At 72.2% G+C, this 23128-nt stretch carries 19 protein-coding genes; 15 read left to right on the top strand and 4 right to left on the bottom strand.

Annotated features, from left to right (window positions below; genetic code table 11):
* Nucleotides 1-49 precede the first annotated feature (49 nt).
* The 4 genes from AC2XR2_RS20260 to AC2XR2_RS20245 all read left to right on the top strand — a co-directional run bounded on the left by AC2XR2_RS20260 (nucleotide 50) and on the right by AC2XR2_RS20245 (nucleotide 5285).
* Nucleotides 50-2977, top strand: coding sequence for an FAD-binding and (Fe-S)-binding domain-containing protein (locus tag AC2XR2_RS20260; protein WP_491515914.1), 2928 nt, complete (start codon nucleotides 50-52; stop codon nucleotides 2975-2977).
* Between the two features lie 40 nt (nucleotides 2978-3017).
* Nucleotides 3018-3785: a metallophosphoesterase family protein gene (locus tag AC2XR2_RS20255; protein ID WP_491515913.1), complete on the top strand. Its 768-nt coding sequence runs from the start codon at nucleotides 3018-3020 to the stop codon at nucleotides 3783-3785.
* A gap of 12 nt (nucleotides 3786-3797) precedes the next feature.
* Nucleotides 3798-4238: a GNAT family N-acetyltransferase gene (locus AC2XR2_RS20250; RefSeq protein WP_491515912.1), complete on the top strand. Its 441-nt coding sequence runs from the start codon at nucleotides 3798-3800 to the stop codon at nucleotides 4236-4238.
* A 117-nt stretch (nucleotides 4239-4355) separates the two neighbouring features.
* The gene (locus tag AC2XR2_RS20245; RefSeq protein WP_449353570.1) at nucleotides 4356-5285 is read left to right on the top strand and encodes an EamA family transporter; all 930 of its coding nucleotides are present in this window, start codon (nucleotides 4356-4358) and stop codon (nucleotides 5283-5285) included.
* Nucleotides 5286-5297: 12 nt separating this feature from the next.
* Here the strand turns inward: AC2XR2_RS20245 and AC2XR2_RS20240 are convergent, their stop codons facing one another.
* Nucleotides 5298-6038: a class I SAM-dependent DNA methyltransferase gene (locus AC2XR2_RS20240; protein WP_491515911.1), complete on the bottom strand. Its 741-nt coding sequence runs from the start codon at nucleotides 6036-6038 to the stop codon at nucleotides 5298-5300.
* Between the two features lie 68 nt (nucleotides 6039-6106).
* Between AC2XR2_RS20240 and AC2XR2_RS20235 the strand changes: the two genes are divergently transcribed.
* The 9 genes from AC2XR2_RS20235 to AC2XR2_RS20195 all read left to right on the top strand — a co-directional run bounded on the left by AC2XR2_RS20235 (nucleotide 6107) and on the right by AC2XR2_RS20195 (nucleotide 16717).
* On the top strand, nucleotides 6107-6532 hold the full coding sequence (locus AC2XR2_RS20235) for a hypothetical protein (protein WP_491515910.1): 426 nt from the start codon (nucleotides 6107-6109) through the stop codon (nucleotides 6530-6532).
* Nucleotides 6533-6610: 78 nt separating this feature from the next.
* Nucleotides 6611-7405: a TIGR03084 family metal-binding protein gene (locus AC2XR2_RS20230; RefSeq protein ID WP_381300958.1), complete on the top strand. Its 795-nt coding sequence runs from the start codon at nucleotides 6611-6613 to the stop codon at nucleotides 7403-7405.
* Nucleotides 7406-7458: 53 nt separating this feature from the next.
* Complete coding sequence (locus AC2XR2_RS20225; RefSeq protein ID WP_491515909.1) at nucleotides 7459-9135, top strand: acyclic terpene utilization AtuA family protein; 1677 nt, start codon at nucleotides 7459-7461, stop codon at nucleotides 9133-9135.
* The gene (locus AC2XR2_RS20220; RefSeq protein ID WP_491515908.1) at nucleotides 9132-10730 is read left to right on the top strand and encodes an acyl-CoA carboxylase subunit beta; all 1599 of its coding nucleotides are present in this window, start codon (nucleotides 9132-9134) and stop codon (nucleotides 10728-10730) included. Before AC2XR2_RS20225 ends, AC2XR2_RS20220 begins: the two co-directional genes overlap by 4 nt.
* A gap of 10 nt (nucleotides 10731-10740) precedes the next feature.
* Nucleotides 10741-12585, top strand: a complete 1845-nt coding sequence (locus AC2XR2_RS20215; protein WP_491515907.1) for an acetyl/propionyl/methylcrotonyl-CoA carboxylase subunit alpha — start codon at nucleotides 10741-10743, stop codon at nucleotides 12583-12585.
* Nucleotides 12586-12627: 42 nt separating this feature from the next.
* The gene (locus AC2XR2_RS20210; RefSeq protein WP_391196761.1) at nucleotides 12628-13764 is read left to right on the top strand and encodes an acyl-CoA dehydrogenase family protein; all 1137 of its coding nucleotides are present in this window, start codon (nucleotides 12628-12630) and stop codon (nucleotides 13762-13764) included.
* 33 nt (nucleotides 13765-13797) lie between these two features.
* Nucleotides 13798-15366, top strand: a complete 1569-nt coding sequence (locus AC2XR2_RS20205; RefSeq protein WP_491515906.1) for a 4-coumarate--CoA ligase family protein — start codon at nucleotides 13798-13800, stop codon at nucleotides 15364-15366.
* Nucleotides 15363-16097 (top strand): enoyl-CoA hydratase family protein, encoded by a 735-nt coding sequence (locus AC2XR2_RS20200; protein WP_491515905.1) that lies wholly within the window; start codon nucleotides 15363-15365, stop codon nucleotides 16095-16097. The genes AC2XR2_RS20205 and AC2XR2_RS20200 overlap by 4 nt, the downstream gene beginning before the upstream one ends.
* The gene (locus AC2XR2_RS20195) at nucleotides 16085-16717 is read left to right on the top strand and encodes a TetR/AcrR family transcriptional regulator (RefSeq protein ID WP_491515904.1); all 633 of its coding nucleotides are present in this window, start codon (nucleotides 16085-16087) and stop codon (nucleotides 16715-16717) included. Before AC2XR2_RS20200 ends, AC2XR2_RS20195 begins: the two co-directional genes overlap by 13 nt.
* A gap of 75 nt (nucleotides 16718-16792) precedes the next feature.
* On the opposite strand, the gene AC2XR2_RS20190 is transcribed toward AC2XR2_RS20195, so the two are convergent.
* Nucleotides 16793-17905, bottom strand: a complete 1113-nt coding sequence (locus AC2XR2_RS20190; RefSeq protein WP_449353578.1) for a citrate synthase 2 — start codon at nucleotides 17903-17905, stop codon at nucleotides 16793-16795.
* Nucleotides 17906-18089: 184 nt separating this feature from the next.
* Between AC2XR2_RS20190 and pdxH the strand changes: the two genes are divergently transcribed.
* On the top strand, nucleotides 18090-18719 hold the full coding sequence (gene pdxH, locus AC2XR2_RS20185) for a pyridoxamine 5'-phosphate oxidase (protein WP_330269693.1): 630 nt from the start codon (nucleotides 18090-18092) through the stop codon (nucleotides 18717-18719).
* Nucleotides 18720-18856: 137 nt separating this feature from the next.
* Here the strand turns inward: pdxH and AC2XR2_RS20180 are convergent, their stop codons facing one another.
* Together AC2XR2_RS20180 and AC2XR2_RS20175 are read right to left on the bottom strand one after the other, a co-directional pair.
* A complete protein-coding gene (locus tag AC2XR2_RS20180) occupies nucleotides 18857-20263 on the bottom strand; it encodes a PAS domain-containing protein (protein WP_491515903.1) in 1407 nt (468 codons plus the stop codon).
* A gap of 117 nt (nucleotides 20264-20380) precedes the next feature.
* Nucleotides 20381-20839 carry a GNAT family N-acetyltransferase gene (locus tag AC2XR2_RS20175; RefSeq protein WP_491515902.1) on the bottom strand — a complete coding sequence of 153 codons (459 nt, stop codon included), beginning with the start codon at nucleotides 20837-20839 and terminating at the stop codon, nucleotides 20381-20383.
* 251 nt (nucleotides 20840-21090) lie between these two features.
* Between AC2XR2_RS20175 and iscB the strand changes: the two genes are divergently transcribed.
* The gene (iscB, locus tag AC2XR2_RS20170) at nucleotides 21091-22809 is read left to right on the top strand and encodes an RNA-guided endonuclease IscB (protein ID WP_491515901.1); all 1719 of its coding nucleotides are present in this window, start codon (nucleotides 21091-21093) and stop codon (nucleotides 22807-22809) included.
* The last annotated feature ends 319 nt before the right edge of the window (nucleotides 22810-23128 follow it).

Below are 23128 nucleotides of genomic sequence, written 5' to 3'. Positions count from 1 at the left end.
GTCCGTCGGCTGAGACGTCGATGCCCGCACGGGCTGGGAGGGTGGACCCATGACGGGTCTGGAAGCGGAGCTGCGCAAAGCCGTGCGGGGGGACGTCGGCTTCGACGTCACCTCCCGGGCGCTGACCACGATGGACGCCTCCAATTACCGGCGCGTCCCGCTCGGGGTCGTCGCACCCCGGGACGCCGACGACGTGGCCGCCGTACTGGAGGTCTGTCGCTCGCACGGAGTACCCGTCGTGCCCCGCGGCGGCGGCACGTCCATCGCCGGGCAGGCCACCGGCACCGGAGTCGTCCTCGACTTCACCCGGCACATGAACCAGCTCGTGTCCCTCGACCCCGGGGCGTGCACCGCCGTCGTGCAGCCGGGCCTGGTCCTCGACCGCCTCCAGGACGCCGCCGCCCCGCACGGACTGCGGTTCGGACCGGACCCCTCCACCCACAGCCGCTGCACGCTCGGCGGAATGATCGGCAACAACTCCTGCGGGTCGCACTCGGTGGCCTGGGGCACCACCGCCGACAGCGTGCGCGAGCTGGACGTGATCACCGCGCGCGGGCAGCGGCTGCGGCTCGGGCAGGAGTGGGCCGGGGCGCCCGCGGGCCTGCGGGAGCTCGTCGACGGCGACCTCGCGCGGCTGCGGACCGGGTTCCCCGAGCTGCCCCGGCGGATCTCCGGGTACGCGCTGGACGCCCTGCTGCCGGAGCACCGGGCCGACGTCGCCCGGTCGTTCTGCGGCAGCGAGGGCACGCTCGGCGTCCTCACCGAAGCGGTCGTACGGCTGGTGGAGACGCCCCGCGCGCGTGCGCTCGCGGTGCTCGGGTACGCGGACGAGGGCGCGGCCGCCGAGGCCGCCGCCGGGCTGCTGTCGCACCGCCCCCTGACGGTGGAGGGCATGGCAGCCGACCTGGTGCCCTCGGCGGCCGCGCTGCCCAGGGGCGGTGCCTGGCTGTTCGTGGAGACCGGCGCGGACAGCGCGGCCGGGGCACGCGCGCGTGCGGAGGAGATCGTGCGCGCCGCCGACGTCCTGGACGCGCTGGTGGTGACCGACCCGGCCGGGCAGCGGGCCCTGTGGCGCATCCGCGAGGACGCCAGCGGTACGGCGACCCGCATGCCCGACGGTTCCGAAGCCTGGCCCGGCTGGGAGGACTGCGCGGTGCCGCCGCGGCGGCTGGGGGCCTATCTGCGGGACTTCCGGGGGCTGCTCACCGAGCACGGCCTGCGCGGCACCCCCTACGGCCACTTCGGCGACGGCTGCATCCACGTCCGCATCGACTTCGACCTGCTGACCGAGCCCGGGGTGGCACGCTTCCGGCGCTTCTCCGAGGAACTCGCCGACCTGGTCGTCGCCCACGGCGGCTCGCTGTCCGGCGAGCACGGCGACGGACAGGCACGCGCCGAACTGCTCCCCAGGATGTACGGCGACGAGCTGGTCGCCCTCTTCGAGCGGACCAAGGGCGTCTGGGATCCGGACGACCTCCTCAACCCCGGCATGCTGGTCCGCCCGGCCCCCCTCGACACGAACCTCCGCTTCGCCGTCCTGCCCCGGAAGCCGGTCGACGTCGCCTTCGGCTACCCGGCCGACGGCGGTGACTTCCCGGCGGCCGTACGGCGCTGCGTCGGGGTCGCGAAATGCCGTACGACAGCGGTGTCCGGGCCCGCCGTCATGTGCCCGTCCTTCCGGGCCACCGGCGAGGAGGCCCACTCCACGCGCGGGCGGGCCAGGCTGCTGCACGAGATGCTGGCCGGCGAGGCGGGCGGCCTGGTGACCGGCGGCTGGCGGTCGACGGAGGTGCGGGACGCCCTCGACCTGTGCCTGTCCTGCAAGGGCTGCCGGTCCGACTGCCCGGTCGGGGTCGACATGGCCACGTACAAGGCGGAGTTCCTGCACCACCACTACGCCGGGCGCCGCCGGCCGGCCGCTCACTACAGCATGGGCCGGCTGCCGGTGTGGCTGCGTCTGGTGGACCGGCTGCGGCTGGCTCCGGTGGTCAACGCCCTCGCCGCCGTACGGCCGTTGGCGGCGGTCGCGAAACGGCTCGGCGGGATCGCGGCCGAGCGGCGGATCCCGCGGCTGGCTCCGGAGACGTTCGGCCGGTGGCAGCGGAGGTGGAACCGGGAGCGGATGCGGGGATGGACGACCGGGGTGCCTGGGATGCCGGAGCACATGGTCTTCCTGTGGCCGGACACCTTCACCGAGCACCTTGCGCCGGACGTCGGCCGGGCGGCGGTGCGGGTCCTGGAGGCGGCCGGGATCGGGGCCGTCGAGCTGCCGGGGCGGCCGTGGAAGGTGCGGCGGTCCGAGGGCGGCGAGGTCGAGGGCGTCGGCGCGTCGGCGTCCTGGGGCCGCCCCCGTGTCCGCGCCTGCTGCGGCCTGACGTATCTCTCCACGGGCCAACTCGACCGGGCCCGCGCGGTGTTGCACCGCACGCTGGACCTGGTGGAGCCGTTCCTGCCGGCGGAAGGGGACGACGTGACGGAGCTGCCCGCCTTCGTCGTCCTGGAGCCCAGCTGCGCCGCCGCCCTCCGCACCGACCTGCCCGAGCTGCTGCACGACGACCCGCGGGCCGCCCGGCTCGCCTCGCGTGTCCTCACCTTCGCGGAGGCCCTGGAGCGGCTCGCCCCCGACTGGCGGCCACCGGCCCTGAACCGCCCGGTCGTCGGCCAGACCCACTGCCATCAGCACGCGGTCCTGGGCGACACGGCCGACCGACGGCTGCGCGAGGCCGCCGGGCTCACCGGCGAACTGACCGGCGGGTGCTGTGGCCTGGCGGGCAACTTCGGTTTCGAGAAAGGCCACTTCGAGGTGTCCCGGGCCTGCGCGGAGGAGCAGCTGCTGCCGTCGGTGCGCCGGGCGCCCGAGGACGCGGTGGTGCTCGCCGACGGCTTCTCCTGCCGCACCCAGCTGGAGCAGCTCGCGGGGGTGCGGGGCCGGCACCTGGCGGAGGTGCTGGCGGAAGGGCTGGACCAACAGCCCTGAACCGGCCCGGTGTTGCCGCCCCCGGTGCAGACTCGGCCCCATGCCCGCCTACGACCGCGTCGCCGTCCTCTCCGACATCCACGGAGTCCTGCCCGCCCTGGAAGCCGTCCTCGCCGAACCGGCCGTGGCCGCCGCCGACCGGATCGTGCTCACCGGGGACATCACGGCGGGCCCCCAACCCACCCAAGTGCTCGCCCTGTTGAGGGAGCTGGGCGAGCGCGTGGCGTGGATCTCCGGCAACGCGGACCGCGAACTCGTCGAGTACCGCAGGGGCGAGCGGGCGGACATCCCCGACCCGATCGGCCCCTACGCGGCCGCCCGGCTCGCCGAAGCCGACGTCGAGTTCCTCGCCTCGCTCCCCACCACACTCACCCTCACCGTCCGCGGCCTCGGCGAGGTCCTCTTCTGCCACGCCACACCTCGCGACGACGAGGAGGTCGTCCTGGTCGACTCGCGCCCCGACCGCTGGACGGAGGTCCTCGCGGGCGTGCCCGAGAGCGTCCGCACGATCGTCTGCGGCCACACCCACATGCCGTACGTCCGGCTCGCCCACGGCCGCCTGGTCGTCAACCCCGGCAGCGTCGGCATGCCGTACGGCCGCCCCGGCGCCCACTGGTGCCTGCTGGGCCCGGGGACGGACCTGCGGGTGACGCCGTACGACATCCCGGCGGCAGCCCGGCGGCTGGTCGCGGAGTGCGACTGGCCCGGGATCGCGGAGTGGGCGGACTACTACCTGGGCGCGAGGGCCACGGACGCGGAGGCGCTGGCGGCCTTCGGGCCACGGGACGGCAGGAACCGCCCCGCCTGAGAGACTCCGATCATGGACACGCTGACCTGGACCCTGCGTCCCGCGACCCCGGACGACGTCGAGCCGATAGCCGAGCTGCGGGCCGTGGTGATGCGCCCCGACCTGGAGCGGCTGGGGCGGTTCGACGAGCAGCGGGTGCGGCAGCGGTTCCGGGACGCCTTCGTCGCCGAGCATCTGTCGGTGATCGTGGTCGAGGGCCGCCTCGCGGGCTGTGTAGCGCTGCGCCCGGCCGAGGACGGCCACTGGCTGGAGCACTTCTTCGTCGACCCGGCACTCCAGGGCCGCGGCCTCGGCTCCGCCGTCCTGCGCACCCTGCTCGCCCGCGCCGACGCGGACGGCGTGACCGTACGCCTCGACGTCCTCCAGGGCAGCCAGGCCCGCCGCCTCTACGAACGGCACGGCTTCACGGCGGAGTCCGAGGACCCGGTCGACGTGTTCATGGTGCGGCGCTGATTCCATCCTCCGAGACAGTCGTATAGCGGGTTTACGCACCTGACTGAGTCCACTACCCTGGACTCAGTAGTGCATCACGATGAACGACAACCGCGAATCGACCTCCTGGAAGCGCCCGTGACCACCCCCAGCACCGACCTGCCGTCCTCGCCCCCGGTCGCCGCGGCGCCCGTCGGCGGTCCCCGTCGTCTCGGCTCCCTCGGGCCCGTCGGCCTGGTCCTCGCCGGTGGTGTGTCCGTGCAGTTCGGGGCGGCGCTGGCCGTGACCCTGATGCCGCGGGCGGGCGCGCTCGGGGTGGTGACCCTGCGGCTGCTGGCCGCCGCGATCGTGCTGCTCCTGGTGTGCCGGCCCCGGCTGCGCGGCCACTCCCGCACCGACTGGGGCACGGTCGTCGTCTTCGGCCTCACCATGGCCGCGATGAACGGCCTCTTCTACCAGGCCGTCGACCGCATCCCCCTCGGCCCCGCGGTCACCCTGGAGGTCCTCGGCCCGCTCACCCTCTCGGTGCTCGCCTCCCGCCGCGCGGTCAACGCCGTCTGGGCGGGCCTCGCGCTCGCCGGTGTCTTCCTGCTCGGCGGCGGGAACTTCGGCGGCCTCGACCCGCTGGGCGTGGCCTTCGCGCTGGCGGCGGGGGCCATGTGGGCGGCGTACATCGTCTTCAGTGCGCGCACCGGCCGCCGTTTCCCGCAGGCCGACGGGCTCGCCCTGGCGATGGCGGTGGGCGCGCTGGCCTTCCTGCCGTTCGGCGCCGTGGAGTCGGGCACCCGGCTTCTCGACCCGGTGACCGTGGGTCTGGGCGCGGCGGTCGCCGTGATGTCCTCCGTGCTGCCCTACACCCTGGAACTCCTCGCCCTGCGCCGCCTGCCCGCCTCCACCTTCGCGATCCTCATGAGCCTGGAGCCCGGCATCGCGGCCCTCGCGGGCTTCCTGATCCTCGGCCAGGCCCTGTCCGTGCTCCAGGCGCTCGCCATCGCGCTGGTGATCGCGGCGAGCATGGGCGCGGTCCGCACGCAGGTGGGGCGGGGGAAAGCGGCCCTGGGCGACTGAGCGGTCGCCCGGTCAGCCGTCGGTCTTCTCCCACACCGAGACATGGGACTCGCTGTCGGCCGTGAAGGGCGACCGGTCCCAGTTCGCCCAGCGGTCCCGCAGCCGCATCCCGGCCAGCCGGGCCATGAGATCCAGTTCCGCGGGCCAGACGTACCGGAAGGGGATCGAGTGGAAGGATCCCTCGCCGTTCTCGACGCGCACGTGATGCGAGGCCATCGCCTGGGTCGCGGTGTCGTAGGTGTCGAAGCCGAGGCGCGTCTCGCCGACGTGGAACGGCACGGCGTTCTGTCCGGGCGGGAGTTTCCGCAGCTGGGGGACCATGACCTCGATGACGAAGGTGCCGCCGGGGGCCAGGTGGGCGGCGACATTGCGGAAGCAGTCCACCTGGGCGTCCTGGGTGGTCAGGTTCATGATCGTGTTGAAGACCAGGTAGGCGACCGAGAAGGTACCGGGCGCCCGGGCCGTCGTGAAGTCCCCGAACGTCACCCCGATCGCCTCACCGCCGGGCTTGGCCCGCAGCCGGTCCGCCATCGCCCGGGACAGTTCGATGCCGTGCACCTCGACGCCCCGCGCCGCCAGCGGCAGGGCGATCCGCCCGGTCCCGACACCGAGCTCCAGGGCCCGCCCGTCCCCGGCCAGCTCCGCCAGCACGGCGACGGCCGGATCGACCGCGTCCGCCGTGAACATGCCCGCCGTCGACTCGTCGTAGGTCGCCGCGACGGACTCTCCGAAGTGGTCCTTGTGATCGGTCACCGGGCGACGGTAACGCCGCCGCGGAGGCGGGGTCGCGGCATTTTCCCGTGAGACGGCATGCTGGGTGCATGACAGAGGGGCGGGGACGCGCTGCCGTGGGCTACGGCGTGATCACTGTGCTGTGCCTCGCGGCGACGGCCTGGGCGGTGCTCGCCGGGCTCACCCGCGTGGAGGTCCTGGGGCATCCCGTGCAGGTCCGGTTCACGGAATGCCACAGCGAGGGCGGCGGACGCGCCGGGTCCCACACGGTGTGCAGCGGCCCGCAGGTCGGTGCCCCCGCGCACACGGTGAAGGTCGGCTACGACGGCCACCCGGACGAGACGGTCCAGGTGGCGCGGGAACCGTGGGGCGGCTACGAGTCGGTGGACACCGGGTTCCTGTCCTGGGCAACCGCGATCATGCTCCCTGTCGTGCCCCTCCTCGCGGCCGCCGTCGCGGGCGGGGTCACCGTCGTCAGGGTGCGCCAGTGGCGAGGCCTCGGCGACTGGATCTGACCAGCCGGCCTCCAAGGCGCGCGATGAATAAATGCAAGCACGCTTGCTTGTTTCTTCGGACGCTGCCATCCTCGCCCCATGGCAGACCCGACACCCGTCATCGACGACCTGTGTGCGGAGAGCGAGGAACTCGACCGTCTCGTGGCCGAGTTGACCGCCGAGCAGTGGACGCTCGCGACCCCCGCCCCCGGCTGGTCCGTCGCCCACCAGATCGCCCACCTGGCCTGGACCGACCACTCCTCCCTGCTCGCGGTGACCGACCCGAAGGCCTTCTCCCGCGAGGTCGAGAAGGCGCTCGCGGCCCCCGGGGACTTCGTGGACAACGGCGCGGAGGAGGGTGCCGGGAAGCCTCCCGCGCGGCTGCTCGCGTACTGGCGGGCCGGCCGCGAGGACCTCGCGGAAGCCCTGCGCGCGGCACCCGAGGGGGCCCGCTTCCCCTGGTACGGCCCGCCCATGTCCACCGCCTCCATGGCCACCGCCCGCCTCATGGAGACCTGGGCCCACGGCCTGGACGTCGCGGACGCGCTCGGCGTGACCCGCGAGCCCACCGACCGCATCCGGCACATCGTCCGGCTCGGTGTCCGTACCCGTGACTTCTCCTTCGGGGTGCACGGACTGACCCCGCCCTTCGAGGAGTTCCGCATTGAACTCGTCAGCCCCTCGGGCGAGTCGTGGACCTACGGCCCCGAGGACGCCACCGACCGTGTCACCGGCCCCGCCCTCGACCTCTGCCTCCTGGTCACCCAGCGGGCCCACCGCGCCGACCTCGACCTGACCGCCGTGGGCGAGGACGCCGACCGCTGGCTCGACATCGCCCAGGCCTTCGCGGGCCCACCCGGCAAGGGGCGCGCACCGAAGGGGGCGGGTGAGTGAACCCGGGCCGAGTGGACCAAGGCCGAGTGGACCAGGGAGTGAATCCGGGCCGCGTGAACCCCCTGCGCATCGGCAACGCCTCCGGCTTCTACGGCGACCGCTTCGACGCCCTGCGCGAGATGCTCACCGGCGGTGAACTCGACGTCCTCACCGGCGACTACCTCGCCGAGCTGACCATGCTCATCCTGGGCCGGGACCGGCTGAAGGACCCCGGCGCCGGATACGCCCGCACCTTCCTGCGCCAACTCGAGGACTGCCTCGGTCTCGCGCACGAGCGGGGCGTCCGGATCGTCACCAACGCGGGCGGCCTGAACCCCGCCGGACTCGCCACCCGTATCAGGGAGTTGGCCGACCGCCTCGGTCTGGACACGCGGGTCGCCCACGTCGAGGGCGACGACCTCACCGCCCGGCACCCCGGCAGCCTCGCCGCCCACGCCTACCTCGGCGGCTTCGGCATCGCGGCCGCCCTGCGCGCGGGCGCGGACGTGGTCGTGACCGGCCGGGTCACCGACGCGGCCCTCGTCACCGGGCCCGCCGCCGCCCACTTCGGCTGGGGGCCGGGGGAGTGGGACCGGCTCGCGGGAGCCGTCGTCGCCGGCCATGTCCTGGAGTGCGGGACCCAGGCGACCGGCGGCAACTACGCGTTCTTCACCGACAAGGCGCGCGACCTCCGGCGCCCCGGCTTCCCCCTCGCCGAACTCCACGAGGACGGCACCGCCGTCATCACCAAACACCCCGGCACCGGCGGCTTCGTGGACGTCGGCACGGTCACCGCCCAGCTCCTGTACGAGACACAGGGCGCCCGGTACGCGGGCCCCGATGTCACCACCCGCCTCGACACGGTCCGGCTCACCCAGGACGGCCCCGACCGCGTCCGGATCTCCGGGGTGCGCGGCGAGGCCCCGCCGCCCACCCTCAAGGTCGGCCGCAACCGGCTCGGCGGCTTCCGCAACGAGGTCGCCTTCGTCCTGACCGGCCTGGACATCGAGGCCAAGGCCGCACTGGTACGGGAGCAGCTGGAACCGGCCCTCGCCAAGGTCACCGACGTGCGCTGGGACCTGGCCCGCACCGACCGCCCCGACGCCGACACCGAGGAGACCGCGAGCGCGCTGCTGCGCCTGGTCGTCCGGGACGCCGACCAGGAGGCCGTCGGACGGGCGCTCAGCGGGGCCGCCGTGGAACTCGCCCTGGCGAGCTACCCCGGGTTCCATGTGCTGGCGCCTCCCGGGAAGGGCTCGCCCTACGGGGTCTTCGAGGAGGCGTACGTCCCCCAGGGAGCCGTGGACCATGTGGCCGTCCTCCACGACGGGCGGCGGATCCCCGTGGCCCCGGCCCAGGAGACCGCCGTACTCGACGAGGTCCCTCGGCCACCCCTGCCGGAGCCGCTCGCCGAAGGACCCGTGGCCAGGGCCCCGCTCGGGCTGGTCGCGGGCGCCCGCAGCGGCGACAAGGGCGGCAACGCCAACATCGGGGTCTGGGTGCGCACGGACGAGGCGTGGCGGTGGCTCGCCCACACGCTCACCGTGGACCGACTGCGCGAACTCCTCCCGGAAACAGCCGAGTTGACTGTCACCCGGCACGACCTGCCCCACCTGCGCGCCCTGAACTTCGTCGTCGAGGGCATCCTCGGCGAGGGCGTCGCCGCCCAGCACCGCTTCGACCCGCAGGCCAAGGCCCTCGGCGAATGGCTGCGCTCCCGCCACCTGGACATCCCGGAGGCCCTGCTGTGACGATCCTGCGGACCACCCTCGACCCGACCGGCCCCGACTACCGGGCCCACCGCGAGGCCATGCTCGCGAAGCTCTCGGACCTGGACGCCGAACACGCCAAGGCGCTCGCGGGCGGTGGCGAGAAGTACGTCGAACGGCACCGCAGGCGCGGCAAGTTGCTCGCCCGGGAACGCATCGAGCTGCTCCTCGACCCCGACACGCCCTTCCTGGAACTGTCCCCCCTGGCCGCCTGGGGCAGCGACTACACGGTCGGCGCCTCCCTGGTCACCGGGATCGGGGTGGTGGCGGGCGTGGAGTGCCTGATCACCGCCAACGACCCGACCGTGCGCGGCGGCGCGAGCAACCCCTGGTCGCTGAAGAAGGCCCTGCGCGCCAACGACATCGCCCTCGCCAACCGGCTGCCCTGCATCAGCCTGGTGGAGTCCGGCGGCGCCGACCTGCCGTCCCAGAAGGAGATCTTCATCCCGGGCGGCGCCATCTTCCGCGACCTGACCCGCCTCTCGGCCGCCGGCATCCCCACCGTCGCCGTCGTCTTCGGCAACTCGACGGCGGGCGGCGCCTACATCCCCGGCATGTCCGACCACGTGATCATGGTCAAGGAACGCGCCAAGGTGTTCCTCGGCGGCCCGCCCCTGGTCAAGATGGCCACCGGTGAGGAGAGCGACGACGAGTCCCTCGGCGGCGCCGAGATGCACGCGCGCGTGTCGGGCCTCGCGGACTACTTCGCCGTGGACGAGCGGGACGCGCTCCGGCAGGCCCGCCGGGTCGTCGCCCGCCTCAACCACCGCAAGGCGTACGGCGATCCGGGCCCCGCCGAGCCGCCCAAGCACGATCCCGACGAACTGCTGGGCATCGTCCCCGGCGACCTCAAGGTGCCCTTCGACCCCCGCGAGGTGATCGCCCGGATCGTCGACGCCTCCGACTTCGACGAGTTCAAGCCCCTGTACGGCAGCAGCCTCGCGACCGGCTGGGCCGAACTCCACGGCTATCCGGTCGGCATCCTCGCCAACGCCCAGGGCGTCCTGTTCTCCGAGGAGTCCCAGAAGGCCGCCCAGTTCATCCAGTTGGCCAACCAGCGCGACATCCCCCTGCTCTTCCTGCACAACACCACCGGCTACATGGTCGGCAAGGAGTACGAACAGGGCGGCATCATCAAGCACGGCGCCATGATGATCAACGCGGTGAGCAACTCGAAGGTCCCGCACCTCTCCGTCCTCATGGGCGCCTCCTACGGTGCCGGGCACTACGGCATGTGCGGCCGCGCCTACGACCCCCGCTTCCTCTTCGCCTGGCCCAGCGCCAAGTCGGCCGTCATGGGGCCCCAGCAGCTCGCCGGCGTGCTCTCCATCGTGGCCCGCCAGTCCGCGGCGGCGAAGGGGCTGCCGTACGACGAGGAGGGCGACGCGGCCCTGCGCGCCATGGTGGAACAGCAGATCGAGTCCGAGTCGCTGCCCATGTTCCTGTCCGGGCGGCTCTACGACGACGGCGTCATCGACCCCCGCGACACCCGCACGGTCCTCGGCATGTGCCTGTCCGCGATCCACACCGCCCCCTACGAGGGCGCCCGTGGCGGCTTCGGCGTCTTCCGGATGTGAGGAACCTCCAGTGATCACTTCTGTGCTCGTCGCCAACCGGGGCGAGATCGCCTGCCGGATCTTCCGCACGTGCCGTGAACTGGGCATCCGAACGGTCGCCGTGCACTCCGACCCGGACGCGCACGCTCTCCACACGCGCGTGGCGGACACGGCCGTACGACTCCCGGGCGCGGCCCCCGCCGACACCTACCTGCGCGCCGACCTGATCGTGAAGGCGGCGGTCGCCGCCGGCGCCGACGCCGTCCACCCCGGCTACGGCTTCCTCTCCGAGAACGCCGACTTCGCGAGGGCGGTCCTGGACGCGGGCCTGGTGTGGATCGGCCCGCCCCCCGCCGCGATCGAGGCGATGGCGTCCAAGACGCGCGCGAAGCAACTCATGGGCATGGCCCCGCTCGCGGACGTCACGCCCGCCGACCTGCCCGTGCTGGTGAAGGCGGCCGCGGGCGGCGGTGGCCGCGGCATGCGGGTCGTACGCCGCCTCGAAGACCTGGACCCGGCCCTGAGCAGCGCCCGCGCCGAGGCCGCGAGCGCCTTCGGCGACGGCGAGGTCTTCGTCGAACCGTACGTCGAGGACGGCCGCCACGTGGAGGTCCAGATTCTCGCCGACACCCACGGCACGGTCTGGGCCTTGGGCACCCGCGACTGCTCCCTCCAGCGCCGCCACCAGAAGGTGATCGAGGAGGCCCCGGCCCCGGGCCTGTCCGACGAACTCACCCGACAACTGCACGACTTGGCGGTCCGCGCCGCCCGCGCGGTGGACTACGTGGGCGCGGGCACGGTCGAGTTCCTGGTTGCCGACGGCCGGGCGCACTTCCTGGAGATGAACACCCGCCTCCAGGTCGAACACCCGGTGACCGAGGCGGTGTTCGGCCTCGACCTGGTGGCGGAACAGATCAGGATCGCGGAAGGGGCCGCGCTGGACGACGAACCCCCACGCGCGCGTGGCCACGCGGTGGAGGCCCGCCTCTACGCCGAGGACCCCGCACGGGACTGGACCCCCCAGACGGGCACCCTGCACCGCCTCTCCCTGACCCCGTCCGTCCGCCTGGACACCGGCTACGAGAGCGGCGACCCGATCCCCGTCCACTACGACCCGATGCTCGCCAAGGTCGTCGCCCACGCCCCCACCCGCGCGGAGGCGGTCCGCAAACTCGCCGGCGCCCTGGAGAGGGCCACCCTCCACGGCCCGACCACGAACAGGGACCTGCTGGTCAACTCCCTGCGCCACAAGGAGTTCACGACGGGCCGCATGGACACGGGCTTCTACGACCGCCACCTGCCGGAACTCACCGGCTCCGCCGCTGACCCGCTGGCCCCCCTGGCAGCGGCCCTCTCGGACGCGGTCGGCCGCTCCCGCTTCGGCGGCTTCCGCAACCTCCCCTCGGCCCCGCAGACCAAGCGCTACGAGTTGGCGGGCGAGGAGCACGAGGTCCGTTACCGGCACACGAGGCAGGGCGGCCTGGAGGCGGACGGGGTCAGGGTTCTGCACGCGGACGCGAGCGGGGTCGTACTCGAAGTGGAGGGCGTGCAGCGGAAGTTCGAGGTGTCGAGGTACGGCGATCAGCTGTATGTCGGGGGAGTGTCGCTGACGGCCCTACCCCGCTTTGCCGATCCGACGGCCCAACACACCCCCGGTTCCTTGCTGGCACCGATGCCGGGGACGGTCGTAAGGGTCGCGGACGGCCTGACAGAGGGATCCGCGGTAGAAGCCGGTCAACCCCTCCTCTGGCTGGAGGCGATGAAGATGGAACACAAGATCACAGCCCCGGCAGCAGGAAGGCTGAGTGAGCTGCATGCAGTGCCTGGCCGGCAGGTGACGGTCGGTGAATTGCTGGCAGTAGTCCAACCCACCTAGGGGCGCGGGGAACTGCGCGACCAGCCCCCACGAAGGAGCCACATGCCCACGATCGAAACCGACGAGCACAAAGCCCTCCGCACAGCCGTATCCGCGCTGGGCAAACGCCACGGCCGCGACTACGACAGAGAAGCCCTGTGGACCGAGGCAGCCAAACTCGGCTACCTGGGAGTGAACCTCCCCGAGGAACACGGAGGCGGAGGCGGCGGAATCACCGAACTCTCCATCGTCCTCGAAGAGCTCGGCGCAGCCGGCGCCCCCCTCCTCATGATGATCGTGTCACCGGCCATCTGCGGCACGGTGATCGCCCGCTTCGGCACGGAGTCCCAGAAACAGGAATGGCTCCCGGCACTCGCCGACGGCACCCGCACCATGGCCTTCGGCATCACGGAACCCGACGCCGGCTCCAACAGCCACCGCATCACCACCACGGCCCGCCGCGACCCGGACACCGGGGACTGGCTGCTCACCGGCCGCAAGGTCTTCGTCTCCGGCGTCGACATAGCCGACGCCACCCTCATCGTCGGCCGCACCGAGGACTCCCGCACCGGCCGCCTCAAGCCCTGCCTCTTCATCGTCCCCCGAGACGCCCCCGGCTTCGGGCGGCGCCACATCGAGATGGAACTCAACGCCCAGGAGAAGCAGTTCGAGCTCACCCTCGACGACGTACGCCTCCCCGCCGAAGCCCTCGTAGGAGACGAGGACGCCGGCCTGCTGCAACTCTTCGCCGGCCTCAACCCCGAACGCATCATGACGGCCGCCTTCGCGATCGGCATGGGCCGCTACGCCCTCTCCCAGGCGATCACCTACGCCAAGGACCGCACCGTCTGGAACACCCCCATCGGCGCCCACCAGGCCATCGCCCACCCCCTCGCCCAGGCCCACATCGACCTCGAACTCGCCCGCCTGATGATGCAGAAGGCGGCCCACCTCTACGACGAGGGCGACGACGTGGGCGCGGGCGAGGCCGCCAACATGGCGAAGTACGCCGCCGGGGAGGCCTGTGTGAAGGCCGTGGACCAGGCCGTCCACACCCTCGGCGGCAACGGCCTCACCAAGGAGTTCGGCATCGCCTCACTGATAACGGCCGCGCGCGTGGCTCGTATCGCACCGGTCAGCAGGGAGATGATTCTCAACTACGTCTCCCACCAGACCCTGGGCCTGCCCAAGTCGTACTAGGCCGCCCCGGAATCAGGCCGTCTTGGAGGAACCGTGTTCCGCAGCGAGTACGCAGACGTCCAGCCCGTAGAACTGCCCATCCACGACGCCGTGTTGGCGCGCGCCGCCGAGTTCGGTGACGCGCCCGCCCTGATCGACGGCACCGACGGCACCACCCTCACCTACGCACAGCTCGACGCGTTCCACCGCCGGGTCGCGGCCGGCCTCGCGGAGGCGGGCGTCGCCCAGGGGGACGTGCTCGCGCTGCACAGCCCCAACACGATCGCCTTCCCGACCGCGTTCTACGCCGCCACCCGCGCGGGCGCCTCCGTGACGACCGTGCACCCGCTCGCCACACCGGAGGAGTTCGCCAAGCAGCTCTCCGACTCCGCCGCCCGCTGGATCGTCACCGTCTCCCCGCTCCTGGAGACGGCCCGCCGGGCTGCCGAACTCGCCGGCGGGATACGGGAGATCTTCGTCTGCGACAGCGCCCCGGGACACCGCTCCCTGATCGACATGCTCGCCTCCACGGCCCCCGAGCCGCACCTCGACATCGACCCCGTGGCGGACGTGGCGGCGCTGCCGTACTCCTCGGGCACCACCGGCACCCCCAAGGGCGTGATGCTCACGCACCGGCAGATCGCCACCAACCTCGCCCAGCTCGAACCGCTGATGTCGGCGGGCCCCGAGGACCGCATCCTTGCCGTGCTGCCCTTCTTCCACATCTACGGCCTCACGGCCCTGATGAACGCGCCCCTGCGCGTCGGCGCCTCGGTCGTCGTCCTGCCCCGCTTCGACCTGGAGACCTTCCTCGCCGCCATCCAGAACCACCGCATCACCGGCCTCTACGTGGCCCCGCCGATCGTCCTCGCCCTCGCCAAGCACCCGCTGATCGAGCAGTACGACCTCTCGTCCCTGCGCTACATCGTCAGCGCCGCCGCCCCGCTGGACGCCCGTCTCGCCGCCGCCTGTTCGGCCCGGCTCGGCGTCCCGCCCGTCGGCCAGGCGTACGGCATGACCGAGCTCTCGCCCGGCACCCACGTCGTCCCCCTGTCGGCCATGAGCCAGGCACCCCCGGGGACGGTCGGCAAGCTCATCCCCGGCACCGAGATGCGGATCGTCTCCCTCGACGACCCCGGCAAGGACGTCGGCGTAGGCGAACCCGGCGAGATCCTCATCCGCGGCCCGCAGATCATGAAGGGCTACCTCGGCCGCCCCGACGACACCGCCGCGATGATCGACCCCGACGGCTGGCTGCACACCGGTGACGTCGGCCATGTCGACGCCGACGGCTGGCTGTTCGTCGTCGACCGGGTCAAGGAGCTCATCAAGTACAAGGGCTTCCAGGTGGCCCCCGCCGAACTGGAGGCCCTCCTGCTCACCCACCCCGGCATCGCCGACGCGGCCGTCATCGGCGTCTACAACGAGGACGGCAACGAGGTCCCGCACGCCTTCGTCGTCCGCCAGCCCACCGCCCCCGAGCTCTCCGAGGGCGAGGTCATGATGTACGTCGCCGAACGCGTCGCCCCCTACAAACGCGTCCGGCAGGTCACCTTCATCGTCGGCGTGCCCCGCGCCGCCTCCGGCAAGATCCTCCGACGACAGCTCAGGGAACGCGTATGACCCCGGTCGCCCGCACGCGAACGCGTGCCGTCGAGACCCTCACCCTCGACTCCCCGCACAACCGCAACGCCCTCTCGGCTGCCCTGGTGGGGGAGCTGGCCGCCGCGCTGACGGACTGCGCCAAGGATCCCGACGTCCGCGCGATCGTCCTCACCCACACCGGCACCACCTTCTCCGCGGGCGCCGACCTCAAGGACCCCCCGGACCCGGCCGCCCTGGTCGGGCTCCTGCGGCAGATCGTCGAACTCGGCAAACCCGTCGTCGCCCGCGTCGCCGGACACGTCCGCGCGGGCGGCCTCGGCCTCCTCGCCGCCTGCGACATCGCCGCCGCGTCCACGGAGTCGACGTTCGCCTTCACGGAGGTACGGATCGGGGTCGCCCCCGCGGTCATCTCCCTGACCCTGCTGCCCCGCACCGACCCCCGCGCCCTCGCCCGCCACTACCTCACCGGCGAGCGCTTCGACGCCGCCGAGGCCGCCCGCATCGGCCTGGTCACGGCGGCGGGCGACGACGTGGACGCCGTACTCGCACCGGTCCTCGACGGTCTGCGCCGGTCCGCACCCGAGGCCCTGGCCGAGACGAAACGGCTGCTCACGGCTAGGGTGCTGGAGACCTTCGACCGGGACGCGGCCGCCCTGACCGCGCTCTCGGCCCGGCTGTTCGCCTCACCGCAAGCGCGCGAGGGCATGACGGCCTTCCTGGAACGACGGGATCCCTCATGGGTGGTGTGACCACGACGACGACCACGAGCACGACCGGCGACCGCGCCGAACGCAGGCCCAAGCAGGACCGCAGCCGCGCCACCCGCCAGCGCCTCCTCGAAGCCGCCGTGTCCTGCCTCGCCGAACACGGCTGGGCCGGCTCCACGGTCACTGTCGTAGCCGAACGCGCCGGAGTCTCCCGAGGCGCCGCCCAACACCACTTCCCGACGCGCGAGGACCTCTTCACGGCGGCGGTGGAGTACGTGGCGGAGGAACGCTCGACGGCCCTGCGGGCCCTGTTCCCCGGGGGCGCGGCGGACGACCGCAGAGCGGTGATCTCCGCCCTGGTCGACCTCTACACCGGCCCCCTGTTCCGAGCTGCCCTCCACCTGTGGGTGGCAGCCTCCAACGAGGACCAACTGCGCCCCCGGGTGACCGAACTGGAGGCTCGCGTCGGCCGCGAGACCCATCGCATCGCCGTGGAGCTGCTGGCCGCGGACGAGTCGAAGCCGGGCGTCCGGGAAACGGTCCAGGGCCTCCTGGACATGGCGAGGGGCCTGGGCCTGGCAAACCTGCTCACGGACGACGAGGCCAGGCGAGACAGAGTGGTCACCCAGTGGACAGCACTGCTGAACCAAGCGCTGCTTTAGGTTTTTAGGGGCGCGGGGAACTGCGCGACAAGCCACAACGCACCCGCACCCGCCCAGGCACCTCAGACACCCCCCTCAGTGGGCGATCCCCCCGTACCCCTCAATGTCCCGAGGATCCCGAGCCGCCGGCCCCACATACCGCGCAGAAGGCCGCACCAACCGCCCCGTCCGCTTCTGCTCAAGAATGTGCGCCGACCACCCCGCCGTCCGCGCACACGTGAACATCGACGTGAACATGTGCGCCGGCACCTCCGCGAAGTCCAGCACGATAGCCGCCCAGAACTCCACGTTCGTGGCGAGCACCCGATCCGGCCGCCGCGCGTGCAACTCCGCCAGCGCCGCCTTCTCCAGCGCCTCCGCGATCTCGAACCGCGGCGCCCCCAGCTCACGAGCCGTACGCCGCAGCACACGCGCGCGGGGGTCCTCGGCCCGGTACACCCGGTGCCCGAACCCCATCAGCCGCTCACCGCGATCCAACGCCTGCTTGACGTAGGCCTCCGCATCGCCGGTCCGCTCGATCTCCTCGATCATCCCGAGCACCCGGGACGGCGCACCCCCGTGCAGCGGCCCGGACATCGCCCCCACGGCCCCGGAGAGCGCGGCGGCGACATCCGCACCGGTGGAGGCGATCACGCGCGCGGTGAACGTGGACGCGTTCATCCCGTGCTCCGCGGCCGAGGTCCAGTACGCGTCGACGGCCGCGACATGCTTGGGATCCGGCTCCCCGCGCCAGCGGATCATGAACCGCTCGACGACCGACTGCGCCTTGTCGATCTCCCGCTGCGGCACCATCGGCAGCCCCTGCCCGCGCGCGGACTGGGCGACGTAGGAGAGGGCCATCACGGCTGCCCGGGCGAGGTCGGCCCGCGCCTGTTCGGCGTCGATGTCGAGCAGCGGCTTGAGCCCCCACACCGGGGCCAGCATCGCGAGCGCCGACTGCACGTCCACGCGGATGTCCCCGGAGTGCACCGGGATCGGGAACGGCTCGGCGGGCGGCAGACCGGGGTTGAAGGCGCCGTCGACCAGCAGCCCCCACACGTTGCCGAAGGAGACATGGCCGACCAGGTCCTCGATGTCGACGCCCCGGTACCGCAGGGCGCCGCCCTCCTTGTCCGGTTCGGCGATCTCCGTCTCGAACGCGACGACTCCTTCGAGGCCAGGGACAAAGCCGGGGTCGAGGTCGGACATCAGGCGGCTCCTCATGATGCGTACGACGAATGACGCCACGATAACTCCGAGTGTCACCTTTGGGGAGTCATGCGGCACTCAGTGCCACCAGTGGTCGGCGCCGCCCTCGGTGGGGGAGGCGTCCGTACGGCAAGATGACCGCGTGACCGACGCAGCACACGCCGTCTTCCCGGACCCCGCCTCCATGCGCGAGCAGTACCGCGCGGAGGGCCTCGCCGAGACCGACCTGGCCGCGACCCCCGTCGAACAGTTCGCGCGCTGGTTCAGGCAGGCCGCCACCGAGGCGCACCTCTTCGAACCGAACGCCATGGTCGTCTCCACCGCGGACGCCCAGGGGCGCCCCAGCTCCCGCACGGTGCTTCTGAAGCAGTTCGACGAACAGGGCTTCGTCTTCTTCACCAACTACGACTCCCGCAAGGCGCGGGACCTCGCGCAGAACCCGTACGTCTCGCTGCTCTTCCCCTGGCACCCGATGGCCCGCCAGGTCATCGTCACCGGCCTCGCCCGCCGCACCGGCCGCGACGAGACCGCCGCGTACTTCCGCACCCGCCCGCACGGCTCCCAGCTCGGCGCCTGGGCCAGCGCCCAGTCCTCGGTCGTCGCGTCACGCGAGCAGGTCGACACCGCGTACGCCGACCTCGCCGCCCGCTACCCCGAGGGCGAACAGGTCCCGGTGCCCCCGCACTGGGGCGGGTTCCGGGTGGCACCGGAGACGGTCGAGTTCTGGCAGGGCCGCGAGAACCGCCTCCACGACCGGCTGCGCTACGTCACGGAACCGGACGGGACCTGGCGGGTGGAGCGCCTCAGCCCCTGAACCGGCGGCTGTACGGGTCCCTCGGGAACGGGACTTGGGCCTGTCCGGCGGATCAGGCCGGCTGCAAAGAACGGTGCTGCTCGGCACAGGTGGGCCTGCCAGACCCTGCGACGCCGGCACGATCCGCAGGACAGGCCCTAGGCCCGCCCCACCACCCCGCCCAGGTCCAGCGCGGACGCGATCCGCACCGCCACGTCCTCCGCGTACACCGCGTCGCTCCGCTCGAACTGCCCCCGCCCCGCACCCCGCAGGAACGTCACGACCCCCAGCGTCCGGCCCCGGCTGCGCAGCACCGCGCACAGCGCGTGCACCACGTCCGAGGGCCACTGGCGGGCCTCCGCCCACTCCCGGGCCCGGTCCGTCGGCACCGTCCCGACGCTCGCCCGCACCGACCCCACCCGGTCCACGCACTGCAACGCCGGGTGCCCCTCGCCATAGCGCACGGGCAGCCCGGAGGCCCCCGAGAGCAGACTCGGCCCCGGCGCCCCCGAGGGCGTAGCGGCGACCCGCACCAGCCGCACCGGGCCCGCCTCCTCGCCGTCGGCCACCGCGGCACCGGCCACCCGGTCGATCAGCGCGTGATCGGCGAACCCGGCCAGCGCGAAGTCCAGGTGGACGACCGCCGCCTCGGCCGGGTCCTCGCACTCCGCCGCCGCCCGGGCCGCCCGGTGCAGCTGGTTGGTCCTGAACCGCAGCAGCGAGGCCTCCTGCTCGCTCTGCTTGGCCTCGGTCACGTCCTGGAACAGCCAGCCCACACCCAACGGCACCGGCTCCTCCGCGAGCGGCGAGGCCAGCCGTACGAACCCGCAGCGCCAGCAGCGCCGCTTCTCGCCGTCCGGCGTCCGCAGCCCGACCCAGATCTCGGCCGGCGCGGGCGGCGCGCCCTCGGCCAGCACATGCGTCAGCGCGCTCTCCAGCTCCTCCACGCCCTGCACGAGCAGCTCCCCGAGGGGCCGCCCCAGCACCGACGTACGGCCGACGCCCAGCGACCGGGCCGCGTGCGCGTTGACCACGGCGGGCCGCAGATCGGCGTCGACCAGCACGACACCCCAGGACGCGTCCTCGAAGAGGGCCTCGCTCAGCGCGATCGACCGCTCCAGGTCGATCTGCGTGTGCACCTCGCTGAAGGCGCAGTACACGCCCGCGGGCTTGCCGTCCGGCCCCCGAACAGCCGCGGACTGGGTGCGCACCAGCACCCGGCCGCCGTCCTTGGTCAGCAGCGCGAACTCGTGCACCTGGCGGCCGGGCGCCTGCATGGCGGACATCAGCCGCCCCTCGACCTCCTCGGCGTCCGCGGGCCGTACGGCCCACCCCGCGAACCCGTGCCGGCCCACCGCCTCGGCGGCACTCCAGCCGAGGATGCGCTCGGCCTCACGGTTCCAGTGGGTGACGACGCCGTCCGCGTCGAAGGCGCACAGGGCCGCGTCCATGCCGTCCAGCAGCGCGGCGAGCAGATCCGAACCGCCCGAGCCGTCCGGACCGTCCGGGCCGGGCCCGTCGGGCCCCAGCTCGTCGGTGGTCCCACTACGCCGGGAAGCACTCACCTGGACCCCCTGCCAGCCGCTCACTAACAATCAATTCAACTCGAACGTGACGCAGCACACACCGGGTTCCCGCAAGATTGAGGGAATCGTTGTACGCCGGAAACGTGTCGCATCCCCCTAAGCGGCCCACCTGTCCGGCCGCAGCCGCAGGTCGACCCACTCGTCGCTGCCGCCGTCCAGCACATACCGGTCGACCTCGACGAACCCGCGCGCCCGCGCGAACCGGGTGCCGTCCTCATTGACGGCCAGCACGCACGTCTCGATCACCCGGGCGCCGAGCACACGCGCATGATCAAGACCCTTCTCGTAGAGAGCCGTCCCGAAACCCCGCCCCCGGTAATCGGGCAGCACCCGCGCGATGACGGTCGCCACGGCGTCGTCCCCCTGCGGCGGCCGCACGGTGGAACACCCCACGAGCACGTCCCCGAGATAAGCGTTCTCCAGCCGATTACGCCCCACCCGCTCCAGCACGTCCTCGATCCCCATGGCGGCGGGCGGCACGATCACGTTGTGCACATACCGCCACTCCTCAGCCATGCCGCCCCCGACGACAGGCTCGATCCGCAGATCCGTCACGGGCACCACCCGAGAATCGCCCGCCGCCCCACCCGTATTTGTGTCATGCACAGAACGTTACCTGGACAGCGTTTCGAAGATCCCGAGGTTGCTGCGGGAGCAGATGTCATAGCAGCAAGATCGGCTGGATGTTCGATCATCAGCGGTTTTTCGCACCTATGGGCGCCTTCAGGTGATTCAACGGATCAGCCGGAGCTGGATCGCTAGCGTCTCCGGCAACCCGGACGCGCGAGGTCAGTCGCTCCCCGATCATGAGGTCGTCGGCTGACCAGCTCCAGTCATCACGATCCGAGATCAGGGAGGTGCACCCGATGACTACGTTTCCTGTAGGTGAGCAGACCCACCTGACTGTGCTTCCTCAGCAGCCCGCTCTGGAATCCGTGGGAGCAGACACCCCTGGGAGCAGGGACGAAACGGCTCACGGACACCCCGCCCCCGTGCGGGGCACCGGCAGGGAACATGAGCGAGGGGAGACCGGCGGGCTCGGCACCGGAGTCCGTCGGCGTCACGCCAAGAACGCTGCCCCGGCAGCGGAGGCGGCAGAGAACAGGAGCGGTGACGCTCCTTCGCATGATCAGTCGTACGCGGGCGGTGTCGGAGCGGCCCGGGTCTTCGTCCTCTCCAAGGACGGGCACCCTCTCATGCCCTGTCATCCCGCCCGCGCCCGCGAGCTCCTGTGCAAGGACAGAGCCCTGGTCGCTCGGCACGCACCCTTCGTGATCCGGTTGAAGGACCGCACGCTCGCGGAGTCAGAGGTCGACGGCGTGCACCTGCGCGTCGATCCGGGCTCCAGAGGGACGGGCCTCGTTCTCACGGACGACAAACAGCAAAACGACGGGCAGGGAGGCCTGCTCACGGTCAGGCGAGGGTTGGTCTCGGTCGAACTCCAGCACCGTGGTGACCAGATCAGGCTGTGCATGAGGCAGCGCGCGGGCTACCGGCGCAGACGTCGCTCCGCCAACCGCCGCTACCGAGCGCCCCGGCCGGACAACCGGTCCCGGTCGGCGGGCTGGCTACCGCCCTCTTTGCGGCACCGTGTCGACACCACCTACGCCGTGGCATCTCGCCTTTGCGGATACGCGCCGGTCACCGAGGTCCACGTGGAAAGCACGGCTTTCGACGTCCACGCCATGAGTGCTGACAGGCCCCTCGCCGACCTGGAGCACCAGCAAGGAACGCTGGCCGGGATCGAAGCCCGGGCCTACCTGCGCTCCAGTTGGAACAACGCCTGCGCCTACTGCGACGCCACGGATGTGCCTCTGAACATCGAGCACCTCACCCCTCGCAGCCGAGGGGGCTCGAACCGTATCTCCAACCTCGTCCTTGCCTGTGTCCCCTGCAACAGAGCCAAGAGCAGTCTGCCCGTCGAGATCTTCCTCGCCGACCGCCCTGAGCGCCTGGCAAAGATCCTCCGGCAAGCCAGGACACCACTCAACGACGCTGCCGCGATGAACGCGACCCGTTGGCAGCTCCTGCAGTGGCTCAGGAAACTCGGCAGACCGGTGAACTCCTGGTCCAGTGCGCGAACACACTGGAATCGCCATGCGACAGGGTTGGGCAAGACGCACACGGTGGACGCGCTGTGCGTCGGAGGCCTGGACCACGAGCGCGGTGACGCGATCGTGCGGCTCCCGGATCGGGTGCTGGTCGTCAAGGCCACCGGGCGGGGCTCGTACGCACGCACCACTCCGGACCGGTTCGGTTTCCCGCGCTTGCGGCGGGCTCGCGTCAAGCGCCACTTCGGATTCACCACCGGCGATCTCGTGCGTGCCGTCGTGCCGGCGGGCAAGTGGGCGGGTGTGTGGACGGGCCGGGTCTCGGTCCGCGCCACAGGACGACACAGCCTCACCACACCGGCGGGCAGGGTCGATGTCTCTCACCGGAAGCTGCGCCTGCTGCAACGGGCCGACGGCTACGGGTATGCCTTCCGGGCCGAAGGGGGCCCGTCAACATCTCGGAAAACCGGTTGAGAGGTGGCCAGTGGGTTCCTAGGGTGTGTCTTACCGAGGAGAGGAGGTGGTTCGGAGCATGTATGCACACCGGACGTCGGAGGTGGCTGCGGGCTAGCGGCCCGTCACCCACCGAGTGCGGTGCCGGACCAGCGTGTACGAGATGCGCGCAGCCGGCCAATTCAACGCAGTCACCCGACCCGCGAGCTCGCCGGTAACGTCCGGCCGGCTCCCCCGCCCAGGCGGAGGGACCCGAGCTCGCGGGTCGTCTGCGTGTGTGGGGTCACCACGTCGTGAGTGAAACGGGAGGGCGGGCCGAGCCCGGCGTGCTCGCTCACCG

It is taken from the genome of Streptomyces sp. LS-MS-L19 (assembly GCF_058382285.1).
Note: the sequence above shows the minus strand (reverse complement) of the source record. Positions and strands in the feature narration are given on the sequence as shown.